Source organism: Streptomyces sp. PKU-EA00015, assembly GCF_013387495.1.
Taxonomy (GTDB): domain Bacteria; phylum Actinomycetota; class Actinomycetes; order Streptomycetales; family Streptomycetaceae; genus Streptomyces.
In genome coordinates this window covers 57,109-74,584 of the sequence record NZ_JABZEE010000055.1, presented here as the reverse complement: position 1 = coordinate 74,584, position 17,476 = coordinate 57,109, and the positions used below count along the sequence as shown (strand labels likewise).

The window sequence follows — 17,476 nt, the reverse complement described above, 5'->3', positions numbered from 1 at the left end:
ACTGTTCCGGGGCTTTCCTGCGTTCCGCGGTTGCATGAAGGCGAGGTCCCACCCCTGTGCTCGGTGCCGGAGCGACTGCCGGTAAGGTCAGGGGGCATCGTTGGCACGTTTCCCACAGGAGGCCCCCGGGTGGAGGTCCAGGAGACCCGCGTCCAGACGGAGCGGGTGCTCACCATCCCCAACATCCTCAGCATGGCGCGGCTGGTCGGGGTGCCGCTCTTCCTGTGGCTGATTCTTCGCCCCGAGTTCGGCGGGCCCAAGAGCGACGGCTGGGCATTGCTCGTTCTGATGCTGAGCGGAGTGAGCGACTATCTCGACGGGAAGCTCGCCCGCCGGTGGAACCAGGTCAGCAGCCTCGGCCGCATCCTCGACCCCGCCGCGGACCGGCTCTACATCCTCTCCACTCTCGTGGGACTGACCTGGCGCGAGATTCTCCCGGTCTGGTTGACCGCTGCACTTCTCGCCCGGGAACTGATGCTGCTGGTGATGGTGTACATCCTCCGAAGGCACGGTTATCCACCGCCGCAGGTGAACTTCCTGGGCAAGGCGGCCACCTTCAACCTCATGTATGCCTTCCCCTTGCTGCTCCTGAGTGACGGAACGGGATGGCTTGCGTCACTGGCCGCGATTTTCGGATGGGCGTTCGCCGGATGGGGTACAACTCTGTATTGGTGGGCAGGGATCCTCTATGTGGTTCAGGTCCGCCGACTCGTCAAGGCGGACGCAGAGGCCGATTGACCCCGAAGACACGGTGACCGGCAGTGTCGCCGGCCGTGGATGCACCTGAGGGTTTGTTGAAGTCGGCTGGACCGTCATCTCTTCAAGGAGGACGCTTCCGACATGAAGGCCGTCGTGATGGCTGGTGGCGAAGGAACGCGACTTCGCCCCATGACCTCGAGCATGCCCAAGCCGCTCCTGCCGGTGGCGAACCGGCCGATCATGGAGCATGTACTGCGGCTGCTCAAGCGGCACGGGCTCACCGAGACCGTCGTTACCGTGCAGTTTCTCGCCTCACTCGTCAGGAACTACTTCGGTGACGGCGAAGAGCTCGGAATGGAGCTCACCTATGCCAACGAGGAGAAGCCACTCGGCACTGCGGGGAGTGTGAAGAATGCCGAGGAAGCGCTGAAGGACGACGCGTTCCTCGTCATTTCCGGGGATGCCCTCACCGATTTCGACCTCACCGACCTGATCTCCTTCCACAAGGAGAAGGGCGCCCTTGTCACCGTCTGTCTGACACGGGTGCCCAACCCTCTGGAATTCGGCATCACCATCGTCGACGAGGAGGGAAAGGTCGAGCGGTTCCTCGAGAAGCCGACCTGGGGGCAGGTCTTCTCGGACACCGTGAACACGGGCATTTACGTCATGGAGCCCGAGGTCTTCGACTACGTCGAGGCCGATGTGCCCGTCGACTGGTCGGGGGACGTCTTCCCGCAGCTCATGAAGGAAGGCAAGCCGATCTACGGCTATGTCGCCGAGGGCTACTGGGAGGACGTCGGCACGCACGAGAGCTATGTGAAGGCGCAGGCCGACGTTCTGGAGCGGAAGGTCGACGTCGAGCTCGACGGGTTCGAGATCTCTCCCGGCGTGTGGGTCGCCGAAGGGGCCGAGGTGCATCCCGACGCGGTGCTACGGGGGCCTCTGTACATCGGGGACTATGCCAAGGTCGAAGCCGGCGCCGAGATCCGCGAGCACACGGTCGTGGGCTCCAACGTCGTCGTGAAGTCCGGGGCGTTCCTCCACAAGGCCGTGGTCCACGACAACGTCTACATCGGGCAGCAGGCCAACCTGCGAGGCTGCGTCATCGGCAAGAACACCGACATCATGCGCGCCGCGCGCATCGAGGACGGCGCGGTGATCGGTGACGAATGCCTGGTCGGTGAGGAATCGATTGTTCAGGGCAATGTGCGGGTCTATCCGTTCAAGACCATCGAGGCCGGCGCGTTCGTCAACACCTCGGTCATCTGGGAGTCCCGTGGGCAGGCGCATCTGTTCGGCGCCAGGGGTGTCACCGGCATCCTGAACGTGGAGATCACCCCCGAGCTCGCGGTGCGCCTCGCCGGGGCGTACGCGACGACGCTCAAGAAGGGTGCCACCGTCACCACGGCCCGTGACCACTCCCGTGGTGCACGTGCCCTGAAGCGGGCGGTCATCTCCGCGCTCCAGGCCAGTGCCATCGACGTCCGGGACCTCGAGAACGTGCCGTTGCCCGTGGCGCGGCAGCAGACGGCCAGGGGCAGCGCGGGCGGCATCATGATCCGCACGTCCCCGGGCGTGCCGGACTCCGTCGACATCATGTTCTTCGACGAACGCGGTGCCGACCTGTCCCAGGGCGGCCAGCGGAAGCTGGACCGGGTGTACGCGCGCCAGGAATACCGTCGTGCGTTCCCCGGCGAGATCGGTGACCTGCACTTCCCGTCGAGTGTGTTCGACTCGTACACGGGCTCCCTGCTGCGCAACGTGGACACGTCGGGGATCGCCGAGTCCGGGCTCAAGGTGGTCATCGACGCGTCCAACGGCAGCGCCGGCCTCGTTCTGCCGAGCCTCCTCGGCCGCCTCGGTGTCGACGCGCTGACGATCAACCCGGGTCTGGACGAGTCCCGGCCGACCGAGTCCGCGGACACGCGCAGGTCGGGGCTCGTGCGGCTCGGTGAGATCGTCGCCTCCGCGAGGGCCGCGTTCGGTGTCCGCTTCGACCCCGTCGGTGAGCGGCTGTCCCTCGTCGACGAGCGCGGGCGGATCGTCGAGGACGACCGGGCACTGCTGGTCCTGCTGGACCTCGTGGCCGCCGAGCGGCGCAGCGGCCGGGTCGCCCTGCCGGTGACCACGACGAGGATCGCCGAGCAGGTCGCGGCGTACCACGGGACCCAGGTGGAGTGGACGACGACGTCGCCGGACGACCTGACCCGTGTGGGCCGGGAGGAGAGCACGATCTTCGGCGGTGACGGCCGCGGCGGCTTCATCGTGCCGGAGTTCAGCAGCGTCTTCGACGGCACCGCCGCGTTCGTGCGGCTCGTGGGGCTGGTGGCCCGTACGCAGCTCACGCTGAGCCAGATCGACGCCCGGATTCCGCGGGCGCATGTGCTCAAGCGGGATCTGGCCACGCCGTGGGCCGTCAAGGGTCTGGTGATGCGCCGGGTCGTCGAGGCGGCGGGCGATCGACATGTCGACACCACGGACGGGGTGCGGGTCGTGGAGGCCGACGGGCGCTGGGTGATGGTCCTGCCCGACCCGGCCGAGGCGGTCACCCATCTGTGGGCGGAGGGACCCGACGACGCCTCCGCGCAGGCCCTGCTCGACGAATGGGCGTCGGTCGTGGACAGCGCGGGTCGGTGAGGCGCCCGCCGGTGTGCCGCCCGCCTTTCCGGGGCGGTGTCCGGCACACCGGTGGGGCCATTCGGCGGTAGCGGCTGCGACATGCGACGATGTGCGGCATGTCGCAGCAGCCCCCCGTTCGGAGCACAGGTTCTCCGCCCGCGCGTCCCGATGCGTCGATGTCGCTGCTGACGAACGTGATGGAGCACAGCCTCGACGACGGGTACGCGGAAGCGGCCGCGCGCCGGGCCGAGCGCGGGGGACTGCCCCGGACGCTGCGCGCCAAGCTCGGGCTCGCCGCCGGCCTGGTGCTGGCGGCCGTCATCGTCACCGTGGGTGCCGCCGAGGCGCGGGTATCGGCACCGGTGCTGGCGAAGGAGCGCGAGGAGCTGATCGACCGCGTCCAGGCGCAGACCGAGTCCGTGGACGATCTGGAGGAGAGCGTCGACGCGCTCCGCGACGACGTCCAGGAGCGCCAGCGCAGGGCCCTCAACACCCAGGGCGGCGACCAGGGCGCGCTCGTGGGCCTGCTGGCCGGTGCCACGGAGGTGTCCGGGCCGGGCGTGAAACTCGTCGTGGACGACGCCAAGGGCACCGACCAGGGCGGAGACGGGCCGCGTGAGAGCAGCGGGTTCTCCGACACGGGCCGGGTCCGCGACCGCGACATGCAGCGCGTCGTCAACGGGCTGTGGGAGTCGGGAGCCGAGGCCGTCGCCATCAACGGTCAGCGACTGACGGCCCTGTCGGCGATCCGCGCCGCGGGCGACGCCATACTGGTCGACAACAGGCCGCTGGTACCGCCGTACACGGTGCTCGCGGTGGGGGACGGGAACAAGCTGAGCACCGCGTTCCAGGACAGCGCCGACGGGCAGTATCTGCACGCGTTGAAGGAGAACTTCGGTATCCGCTCCAGCATTTCCGACGAGCAGACGGTGCGGTTGCCCGCGGCCCCCAGCTTGATCGTACGTACAGCAGTGCCGATGACCGCCGACGCCGACCGGGGCAGCGGGCCGGGGACGGCAGACACAGGGAAGGGCACATCGTGATCGCCGTACTGGGCCTCGTCGTCGGAGTCGTGGTCGGACTGTTGATCCGGCCCGAGGTGCCGGCGGTGGTCGAGCCTTACCTCCCGATCGCGGTCGTCGCCGCCCTGGACGCGGTGTTCGGCGGTCTGCGGGCCATGCTCGACGGGATCTTCGTCGACAAGGTCTTCGTCGTCTCCTTCCTGTCGAACGTGGTCGTGGCCGCGCTGATCGTCTTTCTCGGCGACAAGCTCGGCGTCGGTGCGCAGTTGTCGACCGGCGTCGTCGTCGTCCTCGGTATCCGGATCTTCTCCAACGCCGCCGCGATCCGTCGGCATGTCTTCCGGGCGTGACGAACATGAACAGCGAAGAGAAGCCCCACCACAGTTCGCCGGAGCCCCGGCGCGAGCCGCTGCCGCCGCTCGCCCCGCCGCCGGCGCAGCAGCCCGATCCCCCCGCGGACGAGAGTCCCTCGCAGACAGGACGGCAGCGGCTGCGTGCCGCCGTGTGGCCGCCTCGGGTGACGCGCGCCCAACTCATCGTCGCGCTGCTGCTGTTCGTACTCGGTCTGGGTCTGGCCATCCAGGTGCGTTCGAACAGCGACGAGAGCGCGTTGCGGGGGGCGCGCCAGGAGGACCTGGTGCGCATCCTCGACGAGCTCGACAACCGATCGCAGCGCCTGGAGGACGAGAAGCAGCGCCTGGAGGACCAGCGCACCGAGCTGGAGAACAGTTCCGACCAGGCCGAGGAGGCGCGCAAGCAGACGCTCCAGAAGGAGCAGCAGCTCGGGATCCTCGCCGGCACGGTGGCCGCGCAGGGTCCCGGCATCACGCTGACCATCGGGGACCCGTCGGGCACGGTGGAGCCCGACATGCTCCTCGACGCGATCCAGGAGCTGCGGGCCGCCGGCGCGGAGGCGATCCAGGTCAACGGGGTCAGGGTCGTCGCGGACACGTTCTTCTCCGGTACGGCGGGCGACATAGAGGTCGACGGGAAGCGCGTCAGCGCGCCGTACACCTTCAAGGTCATCGGCAAGCCGCAGGACCTGGAGCCCGCGCTGAACATCCCCGGCGGTGTGGTGCAGACACTGGAGAAGGAGCAGGCCACGGCGACCGTGGAGCGTTCGGAGAAGATCATCGTCGACGCCTTGCGACCGGCGGAGCGGCCTGACTACGCTCGGTCGTCATCCCAGTGAAACGGGGGAGCATGGAGTCTGCCGGGCCAGGGCGGAAGATTGCAGGGGGGCGACGCACCGGATCGGTGGTGCGTGGTGGAAACTGTCCGGTGGTTACGGACGTTGTGAAGATGTCCGGGTCGGCAGGTGTGTTCGTTCAGGATTCGTCCTGCCCCACGGGCGGGTCTATTTCGGTCAAGGGGAAACGCCCGTGAAGTTGTTTGGGAAGTTGTTCGGCAAGAGTGCACGCGAGGACGGCAACGCCCGCCATCGCGCGCCGCGCCACGGCCAGGGCGAGGAGCAGGGCGCCGAGCGGCCGCTGTTCCGCGACGAGGTCGCCGGTGGCGACAATTCGGGCGGACAGGGCGCGTCGTCTGTTGACCCTGCCGGTGCCGGGCGCATAGGTTTCGGGGAACCATCAACCTCAAGTGCGGGTGGAGGGTTTGCCCCCGATCCGTATGCGACCAATCCCCACGCGGGACAACCGCGGCAGGAGGATCCCTCCATGGCGGGTCTGCCGGTTTGTACGAGGTGCGGCCACCGGAACACCGAGGCCGGTCGGTTCTGCTCCAACTGCGGTGCGCCGCTTCGCGGTGGTGCTCCGGCCGAGCGCGCCTCCGAGACGACGTCGACCATCTCGATCTCCGGGATCGAGGCGTACGACTCCGAGGTCACCGGGCAGACCGCCCTGCCCTCGCTGTCGCCCGAGGCTCAGGCGGCGGTCGACGCCCTGCCGCTCGGCTCCGCCCTCCTGGTGGTGCGCCGCGGCCCGAACTCGGGCAGCCGCTTCCTGTTGGACGGTGACCTGACGACCGCGGGCCGCCACCCGCAGAGCGACATCTTCCTCGACGACGTGACGGTCTCGCGCCGCCACGTGGAGTTCCGCCGAGGCCCGGACGGCAGCTTCAGCGTCTCCGACGTCGGCAGCCTCAACGGCACGTATGTGAACCGCGAGCGGATCGATGCGGTGGTCCTGGCGAACGGTGACGAGGTCCAGATCGGCAAGTACCGGCTGGTGTTCTACGCGAGCCAGCGGGGCGTGTGACCGTTTCCCCAGACTCCGTCCGGGGGGACTCCCACAGGGAAGGTACATGCTGCGTACACCGACGGGCGGTGCCGGACACGGCACCGCCGGCCCGGGCGACCGGCTGATGAGCATCGGCGCGGTGCTGGCCCGGCTGCGCGACGAGTTCCCCGAGGTGACGATCTCCAAGATCCGTTTCCTGGAGGCCGAGGGGCTCGTCGAGCCGCGCCGGTCCCCGTCGGGGTACCGCAAGTTCAGTGTCCAGGACGTCGAGCGCCTGGCCCTCGTCCTGCGCATGCAGCGCGACCACTACCTTCCCCTCAAGGTCATCCGTGAGCAGCTGGACGCCCTCGAGCGAGGCGAGCAGATCCAGCTGCCCGTCCAGGGGGCCCAGCGCGAGCTGTTCGAGGGCGGTGACGGGGCCGAGAGCGATCGCCGTACCGCCCGGCGGCTCGGCCGGGCCGAGCTCCTGGCCGCCGCCGAGGTGGGCGAGGAGGACCTGGCCGAGTGGGAGTCGTACGGGCTGCTCACGGCCGATGCGAGCGGCGGTTACGACGCCGGGTCGGTGACGGTTGCCCGGCTCGTCTGCGAGCTCGGCAGATTCGGACTCGAGCCACGGCACCTGCGGGCGATGAAGGCGTCCGCCGACCGGGACGCCGGGCTGGTCGAGCAGATCGTGACGCCGCTGCGCAGACACCGTAATCCGCAGACCAGAGCGCATGCGGAGGCCACCACGAGAGAGCTGGCCGCGCTGTCCGTGAGACTGCACGCGGCCCTGGTCCAGAGCGCCCTCGGAGTGCGGCTGCACTGATCTTGGCCCAGCCCGACTACCCAAACCTCATCCGCACGTCCTAGGGTTGCTGTGTGAACGAGCTCGACGTTGTGGGTGTCCGGGTCGAAATGCCCTCGAACCAACCGATCGTGCTCCTGCGTGAAGTGGGAGGCGATCGGTACCTCCCCATTTGGATCGGACCGGGGGAGGCGACCGCGATCGCCTTCGCGCAGCAGGGGATGGCCCCCGCCAGGCCCTTGACGCACGACCTGTTCAAGGACGTCCTCGACGCGGTGGGCCAGGAGCTCACCGAGGTCCGCATCACCGACCTGCGCGAGGGCGTGTTCTACGCGGAGCTGGTCTTCGCCAGCGGTGTCGAGGTGAGCGCCAGGCCGTCCGACGCCATAGCGCTCGCCCTGCGCACCGGGACCCCGATCTACGGCAGTGACGGTGTGCTCGACGACGCGGGGATCGCCATCCCGGACGAGCAGGAGGACGAGGTGGAGAAGTTCCGCGAGTTCCTCGACCAGATCTCGCCGGAGGACTTCGGTTCCAGCAGCCAGTGAGGCCGTCGCGGGGGTGAGCACCCGACCGGCGGCATCGGTGCATTCGAGTAGCCTTTCCCCGGATCGGGGCACGAGAAACCACTCTCAGGGTGATTATCACTCGGCGTGCCGAGTGTGGCGATCGTTGACGCACCCCTGGTGACTCCCTACCTTCGAGGTGGCAGGTCAAGGACGGAGGTCGGCGTGAGAAGCAGCGGCGACAGTACGGCTGGGGGCGGCCCCGGAATCAGTCCGGTGGAAGGCGGGCCGTATCCGCTGCGCGACAGCGCGGCCGACCCCTCCACGGACACCATCGGATACCGCGGTCCGACCGCGTGCGCGGCAGCGGGGATCACCTACCGGCAGCTCGACTACTGGGCCCGTACGGGCCTCGTGGAGCCGAGCGTGCGGCCGGCGTACGGATCGGGCACGCAGCGGCTCTACAGCTTCCGGGACGTGGTCGTCCTCAAGATCGTCAAGCGGTTCCTGGACACCGGCGTCGCGCTGCAGAACATCCGCGCCGCCGTCCAGCATCTGCGTGCCCGGGGCTTTCGCGACCTCGAGCGGATGACGCTGATGAGCGACGGGGCGACGGTGTACGAGTGCTCGTCGCCCGACGAGGTCGTCGACCTGCTCCAGGGCGGTCAGGGCGTCTTCGGGATCGCGGTGGGCGTCGTGTGGCGCGACGTCGAGGCGGCCCTTTCGCAGCTGCACGGAGAACGGGTCGACACGGGCGAGACCCTGATCGGCAACAACCCCGCCGACGAACTGGCGAGGCGCAGGCGCGACCGCGCGGGGTGATCCCGGGTGCCGCGCCCCGGCGGCACCAGCCGGACGGGCGTCGCCGCGCCGTTCGCGCGGCGACGTTGTCAGTGGTGTAGGGCAGCATCGATGGTGTGAGATCCGCGCCGACGATCCTGCATCTGGACATGGATGCCTTCTACGCCGCTGCCGAGCAGGCGGCGAAGCCTTCGTTGCGCGGGAAGGCCGTGGTGGTCGGGGGGCTCGGGCCGCGTGGAGTGGTCGCCACCGCGTCGTACGAGGCGAGGCGTTTCGGCGTGCACTCGGCGATGCCGATGGCGCAGGCCAGACGGCTCGCGCCGAACGCGGCGTACCTGGTGCCGCGGTTCTCGCTCTACCGCTCGGTCAGCGAGCAGGTCATGGAGCTGCTGGGGCGGCTGTCGCCGCTCGTGGAGCCGCTCAGTCTGGACGAGGCCTTCGTCGACCTGGAGGCGGGCGGTGCCGCCGACGACTCGGCCTCGGCCCGTGCGACGGGAGAGCGGCTGCGGGCCGACATCAGGGCGATGACGGGGCTGACCGGGTCCGTCGGCCTGGCCGGCTCCAAGATGCTGGCGAAGATCGCCTCCGAGCAGGCGAAGCCGGACGGTCTCGTCCTGATAGAGCCCGGCACCGAAAGAGAGCTGCTCGGGCCCCTGTCCGTGCGGACACTGCCCGGCGTGGGCCCAGCGACGGGCGAGCATCTGCGCCGCGCGGGGATGACCACGGTCGCCGACCTCGCGGAGGCAGGCGAGGACGAGCTCGTACGCCTGCTGGGCAGGGCCCACGGCACCGCGCTGTTCCGTATGGCGCTCGGGCACGACGACCGGCCGGTGGTCGCCGAGCGGGACGCGAAGTCGGTGTCGGTGGAGGACACCTTCGACGTGGACCTGCACGACCGGGTGCGGGTGCGGATCGAGGTGGAGCGGCTCGCCGAGCGCTGCGTGCAGCGGCTGCGGGCGGGCGGGCACTCCGGCCGGACGATCGTCCTCAAGGTCCGGCGCTACGACTTCTCGACGCTCACACGCTCGGAGACGCTCAGGGGGCCGACCGACGACCCGGCCGTGGTGCGGGAGGCCGCAGGCCGGCTGCTGGAGTCCGTGGACACCACGGGCGGTGTACGGCTGCTCGGGGTCGGGGTCACGGGGCTGGCCGACTACACGCAGGAGGACCTTTTCGCGCAGGCCGCGGCCGAGGAGGCTGCGGCCTCGGCCGTGTCGTCGGTCGAAGCCGGTGAGCCGCCGGAGGGGGCCGAGCGCGAGGAGGCGCCGGTGGAGCCCGGGCCGGCCGGGCCCATCGCGCGGCACTGGTCCGCGGGGCAGGACGTCCGGCATGCCGTGTACGGGGCGGGCTGGGTGCAGGGGAGCGGCGTGGGGCGCGTGACCGTGCGCTTCGAGGAGCCGGGATCGGCGCCGGGACGCGTGCGCACGTTCCGGGTGGACGACGACGACCTCCAGCCGTCGGACCCGCTGCCGCTGGTGCCGGCGGACTCTCCGCGGACCGATGCGTCCGGGGAGGAGGCGGTCGCCTCGAGTGGGCCGGCGGCGGGGGCCGATGGGGCCGTGCCGGAGACGGTTGCCTCGGGGGAGCCGGCACGCGGGGCCGATGGGCCCGGCAGGGACGCGGCCGCGTCGGATGGGGCGGCCACAGGGTCCTCTCAGGCGATCGCTCGGCCGGGGCCCGAGGCGCCGGGATCCCCTCCGCCCGGGCCGGCGGAGGGGAGCGCGTCCGTAACGGCCGGCGACGAACACCCGGTGGCGCCGAGTACGTGACGGCCGGGGGAGCCCACAGACCGCGGGGGCTCGTCGGGAGCGGACGGGTATTCACCGGGCAGGACGGTCGGAGGGCCCGCGTCCGGATGCCACGGCTCGCGGGCCCAGCCGGGGGCTGAGGGGAGGGACCTGCGTCAGTGCTCCTGACGGGGCCACGAAGCATGGCGTTCGATGCGGGATGTTCGATGCGGGACATGAGGCCCCGGCGGGGGGCTGAGGCGGGAGGGGCCGGCGTCAGTCCTCCTGGCCCGTGACCTTGCCGAAGGAGCGGTCGCCGGCGGACGGGGCAGGCGTCGGGGGAGCCGAGAGGTCGAGGCCGTAGTGGTGATAGAGCTGAAGCTCCTGCTCGGGGGAGAGATGGCGGCCGACACCGAAGTCGGGTGCGTCCTTGATCAGGGCGCGCTCGTAGGGGACGTGGAGTGCGTTGTCGACGAGTTCGCTCGGCTCCAGGGGCACGAAGGCGTCCCGGCTGAACAGTCCCGTGCGTACGGCGGCCCACTCGGGCTCGCCCGTGGCGTCGTCCAGGTAGACCTCGTCGACGGTGCCGATCTTGTGGCCGTCGCGGTCGAACGCCTTGCGGCCTATCAGGCTGCGCGGATCGATATCGGTCTGCACGGTCCCTCCAATGGGTCGCAACTGCTCACTGTCACTACAAAAGGGCACATCCCGGGTGACGGCCACTTGAAGGTTCTTCATAGGAACGCGCTGGTACCCTGGCAATCGGCTGTTGACCCTGTGCGGGAGAGTCCACCGGTGATCCCACCGGCGGCGCCGAAGGAGCAAATCCTCCCCGGAATCTCTCAGGCCCCTGTACCGCACGGACGAGGTCACTCTGGAAAGCAGGGCGGGCGTCGGACGGCATCCGCTCTCACCGACGGTGAAAGCCGGCGCGTCGCTCCATGGCGCCCGGTGAAGCTCTCAGGTTCGAGATGACAGAGGGGGAGGCCGTCCGGGCATCCGCGCCGCGATGCCCCTCGTAGGTCGCATAAGACCAGGAGGCCTCCCACATGACCGCCAACCGCATTCCGCTCTCCCAGCTGGAGCGAGGCACACCCTTCGAGCAGCGACACATCGGCCCCGACGCCGCTGCCCAGGCGAAGATGCTCGCGCAGGTGGGGTACGGATCGCTCGACGAGCTGACCGCCGCCGCGGTGCCGGATGTGATCAAGAGCGCCGAGGCGCTGAACCTCCCCGACGCCCGCACCGAGGCCGATGTCCTCGCCGAGCTGCGTTCGCTCGCGGACCGCAACCAGGTGCTCGCGCCCATGATCGGCCTCGGGTACTACGGCACCTTCACGCCGCCGGTCATCCTGCGCAACGTCATGGAGAACCCGGCCTGGTACACCGCGTACACGCCGTACCAGCCGGAGATCTCCCAGGGGCGGCTCGAGGCCCTCCTGAACTTCCAGACCGTCGTCGCCGATCTCACCGGCCTGCCCACTTCCGGCGCCTCCCTGCTGGACGAGGGCACCGCGGCCGCCGAGGCCATGTCACTCGCCCGCCGGGTCGGCAAGGTCAAGGACGGGGTCTTCCTGATCGACGCCGACGCCCTGCCGCAGACCATCGCCGTGATCGAGACCCGCGCCGAGCCCACCGGCGTCGAGGTCGTCACCGCCGACCTCAGCGAGGGCATCCCCGCCGAGATCGCCGAGCGCGGCGTCTTCGGCGTGCTGCTCCAGTACCCGGGCGCCTCCGGCGCCGTACGGGACCTGAAGCCGGTCATCGAGCAGGCGCACGAGCTCGGCGCGATCGTCACCGTCGCCGCCGACCTGCTGGCCCTCACCCTGCTGACCTCGCCCGGCGAGCTCGGCGCGGACATCGCCGTCGGCACGACCCAGCGCTTCGGCGTCCCCATGGGCTTCGGCGGCCCGCACGCGGGCTACATGGCGGTGCGCGACACGTTCGCCCGCAGCCTGCCCGGCCGCCTCGTCGGCGTCTCCGTGGACGCGGACGGCAACAAGGCCTACCGGCTCGCGCTCCAGACCCGTGAGCAGCACATCCGCCGCGAGAAGGCCACCAGCAACATCTGCACCGCGCAGGTGCTGCTCGCCGTCATGGCGGGCATGTACGCCGTCTACCACGGCCCCGACGGTCTGCGCGGCATCGCGGAGCGCACCCACCGCTACGCCACCGTCCTCGCCGACGGGCTGCGGGCCGGCGGCGTCGAGGTCGTGCACGGCGCGTTCTTCGACACGCTCACGCTGCGCGTGCCCGGCAAGGCCGCCGACGTCGTCGCCGCCGCGCGCGAGGGCGGGGTCAACCTGCACCTCGTGGACGCCGACCACGTCTCCGTCGCCTGCGACGAGACCACCGGCCGCGACCAGCTGACGGCCGTGTGGTCCGCCTTCGGAGTCCAGGGCGACGTCGAGGCGCTGGACGCGGCGAGCACCGACGGCCTGCCGGCCGCGCTGCTGCGCTCCGACGAGTACCTCACCCACCCGGTCTTCCACCAGCACCGCTCCGAGACCGCGATGCTGCGCTACCTGCGCAGGCTCGCCGACCGGGACTACGCGCTGGACCGCGGCATGATCCCGCTCGGCTCCTGCACGATGAAGCTGAACGCGACGACGGAGATGGAGCCGGTCACCTGGCCGGAGTTCGGCCAGATCCACCCCTTCGCGCCCGTCGAGCAGGCCGAGGGCTACCTGACGCTCATCCACGAGCTGGAGGACCGTCTCGCCGAGGTCACCGGCTACGACAAGGTCTCGATCCAGCCCAACGCCGGGTCCCAGGGCGAGCTGGCCGGTCTGCTCGCCGTGCGCGCGTACCACCGTGCAGGCGGCGACGAGCAGCGCACCGTGTGCCTGATCCCGTCCTCCGCGCACGGCACCAACGCCGCCAGCGCCGTGATGGCCGGCATGAAGGTCGTCGTCGTGAAGACCGCCGACGACGGCGAGGTGGACATCGAGGACCTGCGCGCCAAGATCGAGCAGTACCGCGACGAGCTCGCCGTGCTGATGATCACCTACCCCTCGACGCACGGCGTGTTCGAGGAGCACGTGGCCGACATCTGCGCCCAGGTGCACGACGCGGGCGGCCAGGTCTACGTGGACGGCGCCAACCTCAACGCACTGGTCGGTCTCGCCAAGCCGGGCAGGTTCGGCGGCGACGTCTCGCACCTGAACCTGCACAAGACCTTCTGCATCCCGCACGGCGGCGGCGGTCCCGGCGTCGGCCCGGTCGGCGTGCGCGCGCACCTCGCGCCCTACCTGCCGAACCACCCGCTGCAGCCGGCCGCGGGCCCCGAGACGGGCGTCGGCCCGATCTCGGCCGCCCCGTGGGGCTCGGCGGGCATCCTGCCGATCTCCTGGGCGTACGTCCGTCTCATGGGCGGCGAGGGTCTCAAGCGGGCCACGCAGGTGGCCGTTCTCGCGGCGAACTACATCGCCAAGCGCCTGGAGCCGCACTACCCGGTCCTGTACACCGGGCCGGCGGGTCTGGTCGCCCACGAGTGCATCGTCGACCTGCGGCCGCTGTCGAAGGCGACCGGTGTGAGCGTCGACGACATCGCCAAGCGCCTGATCGACTACGGCTTCCACGCGCCGACCATGTCGTTCCCGGTGGCCGGCACGCTGATGATCGAGCCGACGGAGAGCGAGGACCTGACCGAACTCGACCGCTTCTGCGACACGATGATCGCGATCCGTGCCGAGATCGAGAAGGTGGCGTCGGGCGCATGGCCCGCGGACGACAACCCGCTGCGCAACGCCCCGCACACCGCGGCCGCCCTCGGCGGCGAGTGGAATCACGCCTACAGCCGTGACGAGGCCGTCTTCCCGGCGGGTGTGAGCGCTGCGGACAAGTACTGGCCGCCGGTCCGCCGTATCGACGGCGCCTTCGGCGACCGCAACCTGGTCTGCTCCTGCCCGCCGCTGGACGAGTACGACAACTGACGCCCGGCGCGCGGCGCGCATGGGTCGGGGCCGGTACGGAGAACTCTCCGGCCGGCCCCCGGTCGTCTCGGCGACCGCTCTACGCGGCGGTCATCACCTGGCCGGTCTCACGCGGCCGGTGCGGGGCGATGATCTGCCCGTCGGGCAGCAGTTCGCCGGTGTCCTCGAAGAGGAGCACACCGTTGCACAGGAGGCTCCAGCCCTGCTCCGGGTGGTGTGCCACCAGACGCGCCGCCTCCCGGTCGGCTGAGTCGGGCGTGGGACAGGCTGGCTGGTGCTGGCACATGGATGGGTTCTTTCCCTGCGATGTGGTGAGTGTCCTGCGGCTCGATGAGCTGTTCATGGCCGCCCCCCGTCTGTGTCGGTCCGGTCCCAGTGTTCCCCCACGGGCGTCGATCCGCAGGGATTTCACAGCAGCTCTTCCTACTGATTCATGACGCATCACCCGCGCGAGCGGTTCAGCGCAACCGGCCTGTCCTTTCGGGTGGTTCGAAGTGGCCCGGCAGGGCTAGTCCGGCCGGGCCATACGCTGCTCGCCAGTACGCCCCGCGACCGTCCGGTCGCGGGGCGTACTGGCGGGTGCGAGGTCAGGCGGCCGGTGAGTCGAACAGGGGCTGCGGTGTCAGCCGCAGGGTCAGCACGGGCAGCAGATCGGCGACCTGGTGCGGCCGGTGAGCCGCGATGCCGGGCGGGGCCGGTGCCAGCGGCACCAGAACGTCGGTCGGCTGAAGAGTGCCGGCGGACGCGTCGGCCTCGATGTCGCGGTGCAGCCAGAGCGTGAGCATGTACAGCTCCGGTACGGACAGCAGGCGCGGCTGGAAAGGTGCTCCCATCGCCTCTGCCTGGCGCAGCGCACGTTCCGTGGAACCGAGATAGGGCCCTTCGAAGAAGTGGGAGAAGGCCCAGCCGTCAGGCGTCAGTCTCGTGTCCGCCGCGGCCACGGCACGATCGCCGTTGCGGATCAGGAAGCGCCAGCCGGCGAGCCGGGTGTACGGGGCGCCTGCGGTCGGGACGACACGGTCCAGGACATGGACCGGAAGGGGCAGTTCGGGGCTCAGAGGTCCCTGGACGGACCTGAGAGCGGGTGTCGGAGCCTCACGGACGGCCGTGGGGGAACCGAGTGCTGCGAGAACGCTGCGCAGGGCGGGCACGGGGGCCGGGGGAACATGCAGCGGCATGATGGGTCGCCTCTCACTCAAGAGACACGGTGATGCGGGGAGATGCAGACGGCACTGTCGGCGTACGGGCCGCGCGGGGCCGGAAAGACCACCTGGCGCCGAATCCCGGCCCATCCGCAGAGTTTATACGACCCGTGTTCAGTGATTGTTTCCGCTAGCTTGCGTGGTGATTTTTCGCAAGGCGAATACCGGACCCGCCGAGCCTGGCTTTCCGGCGTGTTTTCCGGGGAGGTGAGGGCCTGGCCTGCAGTTTCTTCCGCGGAGTGGTAGGCCGAATCCGTACGGCGTTTCCGCTCCGGCCGGATCCGGAAAGTGACCGTCGCATCACACGGCGGGAAGTGCCTGGCGAATGTGCCCCGTGCGTACTGACTCCAGACTATCGGGAGCGGACCTGCCGCGCGGGCGTTACGGATCAGAGAGTCTGGGCATTATCGTCCGTGACGCGAGCGGCCCACGCTGCGTGGCTGCCCACTCGAGGAGGGACGCTTCGATGGGGGAGAAGGTCGTGGCAGGCGGGTTCGACCTGTCCGATCGTCAACGGTACCGGCGCAAGCTTCAGCAGTGCCTGGCAGGACTGGGGCGGCTGCTGGCGGAGAAGAGGTTCGACCGGCCCAGGAATCTCATGGGGCTGGAGATAGAGCTGAATCTCGCGGATGCGGACGGGACGCCGAGGATGATGAATGCGGAAGTACTCTCCCGCATCGCGAGTCCTGATTTCCAGACCGAACTGGGAATGTTCAACCTGGAAGTAAACATCGTTCCGCACCGGCTGGACGGGCACGTTTTCGATCAATTGGCGGAGGAGTTGCGGACCGGTCTGGGATATGCCGACCGCAGGGCCGCCGAAGTGGGCTCCGGGCTCGTGATGATCGGAATTCTGCCCACCCTGCGGCAGCACGACCTCGTCTCCTCCAATCTCTCCGACGTCGACCGCTACATGCTGCTCAACGATCAGATCGTGGCCGCGCGCGGCGAGGAGTTCACACTCGACATCGAGGGCGTCGAGAGGCTGACCTGCACCTCGTCGTCGATAGCCCCGGAATCGGCCTGCACGTCGGTCCAGCTGCACCTGCAGGTGACACCCGCCCGGTTCGCCGACGTGTGGAACGCGGCGCAGGCGGTGGCGGCCGTCCAGGTCGCCGTCGGCGCCAACTCGCCCTTCCTGTTCGGCAGGGAGTTGTGGCGCGAGTCGCGCCCGCCGCTGTTCCAGCAGGCCACCGACACCCGCCCGCCCGAGCTCCAGGCGCAGGGAGTGCGGCCGCGCACCTGGTTCGGCGAGCGCTGGGTGAACTCCGCGTACGACCTCTTCGAGGAGAACCTGCGCTATTTCCCCGCGTTGCTGCCGATCTGCGACGAGGAGGACCCCCTGCGGGTGCTCGACGACGGCGGGGTGCCCCGGCTGAAGGAGCTCGTCCTGCACAACGGCACCGTGTACCGGTGGAACAGGCCGGTGTACGCCGTCGTCGACGGCGTGCCGCATCTGCGGGTGGAGAACCGCGTCCTGCCCGCCGGCCCCACGGTCGCCGACGTCGTCGCGAACGCGGCCTTCTACTACGGACTGGTGCGGGCGCTGGCCGAGGAGACGCGGCCGGTGTGGACCCGGCTGCCCTTCGCCGCCGCCCACGAGAACTTCGAGGCCGCCTGCCGTCACGGCATCGACGCCGAACTGCTGTGGCCGCGCCCCGGCCGCGGCGGCGGCGTCACCCGCGTCCCCGTCGCCAAGCTCGTGCGCGACGAACTGCTCCCGCTCGCAGCGGCCGGTCTCGACGCGTGGAACATCGAGCCCGCCGACCGCGACCGGTACCTCGGCATCATCGAGGAGCGGTGCAGGCGGCGCACGAACGGCGCCTCCTGGCAGGCGGACACCTTCCACCGGGCACTGGAGGCCGGTCTCGAACGGGACGCGGCGCTCGCGGCGACCACCCGGCGCTACTGCGAGCTGATGCGCGAAGGGGAGCCGGTGCACACCTGGCCCGTGGGATTCCCCGGCGCGGCGTCGTGAGC

The 17,476-nt window shown here is 70.0% G+C and carries 15 protein-coding genes and 1 riboswitch; of the genes, 12 read left to right on the top strand and 3 right to left on the bottom strand.

What is annotated here, in order from left to right; all coding sequences use genetic code 11:
* The first annotated feature begins 129 nt into the window (after positions 1-129).
* The 10 genes from HW130_RS30025 to HW130_RS29980 all read left to right on the top strand — a co-directional run bounded on the left by HW130_RS30025 (position 130) and on the right by HW130_RS29980 (position 10,401).
* Positions 130-738: a CDP-alcohol phosphatidyltransferase family protein gene (locus HW130_RS30025; protein ID WP_177152907.1), complete on the top strand. Its 609-nt coding sequence runs from the start codon at positions 130-132 to the stop codon at positions 736-738.
* Positions 739-840: 102 nt separating this feature from the next.
* On the top strand, positions 841-3,336 hold the full coding sequence (locus HW130_RS30020) for a mannose-1-phosphate guanyltransferase (protein ID WP_177152906.1): 2,496 nt from the start codon (positions 841-843) through the stop codon (positions 3,334-3,336).
* Positions 3,337-3,434: 98 nt separating this feature from the next.
* On the top strand, positions 3,435-4,361 hold the full coding sequence (locus HW130_RS30015; RefSeq protein ID WP_177152905.1) for a DUF881 domain-containing protein: 927 nt from the start codon (positions 3,435-3,437) through the stop codon (positions 4,359-4,361).
* On the top strand, positions 4,358-4,690 hold the full coding sequence (locus tag HW130_RS30010; RefSeq protein WP_010469069.1) for a small basic family protein: 333 nt from the start codon (positions 4,358-4,360) through the stop codon (positions 4,688-4,690). Before HW130_RS30015 ends, HW130_RS30010 begins: the two co-directional genes overlap by 4 nt.
* Before the next feature lie 5 nt (positions 4,691-4,695).
* Positions 4,696-5,532: a DUF881 domain-containing protein gene (locus HW130_RS30005; RefSeq protein WP_177152911.1), complete on the top strand. Its 837-nt coding sequence runs from the start codon at positions 4,696-4,698 to the stop codon at positions 5,530-5,532.
* A gap of 61 nt (positions 5,533-5,593) precedes the next feature.
* Positions 5,594-6,556: an FHA domain-containing protein gene (locus tag HW130_RS30000; RefSeq protein ID WP_177152910.1), complete on the top strand. Its 963-nt coding sequence runs from the start codon at positions 5,594-5,596 to the stop codon at positions 6,554-6,556.
* A 46-nt stretch (positions 6,557-6,602) separates the two neighbouring features.
* Positions 6,603-7,346, top strand: a complete 744-nt coding sequence (locus HW130_RS29995) for a MerR family transcriptional regulator (protein WP_177152904.1) — start codon at positions 6,603-6,605, stop codon at positions 7,344-7,346.
* A 53-nt stretch (positions 7,347-7,399) separates the two neighbouring features.
* The gene (locus HW130_RS29990) at positions 7,400-7,873 is read left to right on the top strand and encodes a bifunctional nuclease family protein (protein WP_177152903.1); all 474 of its coding nucleotides are present in this window, start codon (positions 7,400-7,402) and stop codon (positions 7,871-7,873) included.
* A 234-nt stretch (positions 7,874-8,107) separates the two neighbouring features.
* Positions 8,108-8,653 (top strand): MerR family transcriptional regulator, encoded by a 546-nt coding sequence (locus HW130_RS29985; RefSeq protein WP_309140627.1) that lies wholly within the window; start codon positions 8,108-8,110, stop codon positions 8,651-8,653.
* Between the two features lie 95 nt (positions 8,654-8,748).
* On the top strand, positions 8,749-10,401 hold the full coding sequence (locus HW130_RS29980; RefSeq protein ID WP_309140626.1) for a DNA polymerase IV: 1,653 nt from the start codon (positions 8,749-8,751) through the stop codon (positions 10,399-10,401).
* A 234-nt stretch (positions 10,402-10,635) separates the two neighbouring features.
* On the opposite strand, the gene HW130_RS29975 is transcribed toward HW130_RS29980, so the two are convergent.
* Entirely contained in the window at positions 10,636-11,016 is a 381-nt protein-coding gene (locus HW130_RS29975; RefSeq protein WP_177152901.1) for a PRC-barrel domain-containing protein, read from the bottom strand.
* A 113-nt stretch (positions 11,017-11,129) separates the two neighbouring features.
* Positions 11,130-11,227, top strand: a riboswitch (glycine riboswitch).
* Positions 11,228-11,408: 181 nt separating this feature from the next.
* On the opposite strand from HW130_RS29975, the gene gcvP reads away from it, so the two are divergent.
* The gene (gene gcvP / locus HW130_RS29970) at positions 11,409-14,294 is read left to right on the top strand and encodes an aminomethyl-transferring glycine dehydrogenase (protein ID WP_177152900.1); all 2,886 of its coding nucleotides are present in this window, start codon (positions 11,409-11,411) and stop codon (positions 14,292-14,294) included.
* A gap of 79 nt (positions 14,295-14,373) precedes the next feature.
* Here the strand turns inward: gcvP and HW130_RS29965 are convergent, their stop codons facing one another.
* Both HW130_RS29965 and HW130_RS29960 read right to left on the bottom strand, forming a co-directional pair.
* Positions 14,374-14,580 (bottom strand): DUF5999 family protein, encoded by a 207-nt coding sequence (locus tag HW130_RS29965; RefSeq protein WP_305737813.1) that lies wholly within the window; start codon positions 14,578-14,580, stop codon positions 14,374-14,376.
* 301 nt (positions 14,581-14,881) lie between these two features.
* Positions 14,882-15,472, bottom strand: a complete 591-nt coding sequence (locus HW130_RS29960) for a hypothetical protein (RefSeq protein ID WP_177152898.1) — start codon at positions 15,470-15,472, stop codon at positions 14,882-14,884.
* 490 nt (positions 15,473-15,962) lie between these two features.
* Here HW130_RS29960 and HW130_RS29955 point away from each other — a divergent pair, with 490 nt between their 5' ends.
* The gene (locus HW130_RS29955) at positions 15,963-17,474 is read left to right on the top strand and encodes a glutamate-cysteine ligase family protein (RefSeq protein ID WP_177152897.1); all 1,512 of its coding nucleotides are present in this window, start codon (positions 15,963-15,965) and stop codon (positions 17,472-17,474) included.
* Positions 17,475-17,476: the final 2 nt, after the last annotated feature.

Excerpts from the sequence above, each read along its gene's own strand:
- HW130_RS29995 (WP_177152904.1), top strand. The coding sequence starts at position 6,603 with ATGCTGCGTACACCGACGGGCGGTGCCGGACACGGCACCGCCGGCCCG.
- gcvP (WP_177152900.1), top strand. The coding sequence starts at position 11,409 with ATGACCGCCAACCGCATTCCGCTCTCCCAGCTGGAGCGAGGCACACCC.
- HW130_RS30005 (WP_177152911.1), top strand. The coding sequence starts at position 4,696 with ATGAACAGCGAAGAGAAGCCCCACCACAGTTCGCCGGAGCCCCGGCGC.
- HW130_RS29965 (WP_305737813.1), bottom strand. The coding sequence starts at position 14,580 with ATGTGCCAGCACCAGCCAGCCTGTCCCACGCCCGACTCAGCCGACCGG.
- HW130_RS29955 (WP_177152897.1), top strand. The coding sequence starts at position 15,963 with ATGGGGGAGAAGGTCGTGGCAGGCGGGTTCGACCTGTCCGATCGTCAA.
- HW130_RS30015 (WP_177152905.1), top strand. The coding sequence starts at position 3,435 with ATGTCGCAGCAGCCCCCCGTTCGGAGCACAGGTTCTCCGCCCGCGCGT.
- HW130_RS29960 (WP_177152898.1), bottom strand. The coding sequence starts at position 15,472 with ATGCCGCTGCATGTTCCCCCGGCCCCCGTGCCCGCCCTGCGCAGCGTT.
- HW130_RS30020 (WP_177152906.1), top strand. The coding sequence starts at position 841 with ATGAAGGCCGTCGTGATGGCTGGTGGCGAAGGAACGCGACTTCGCCCC.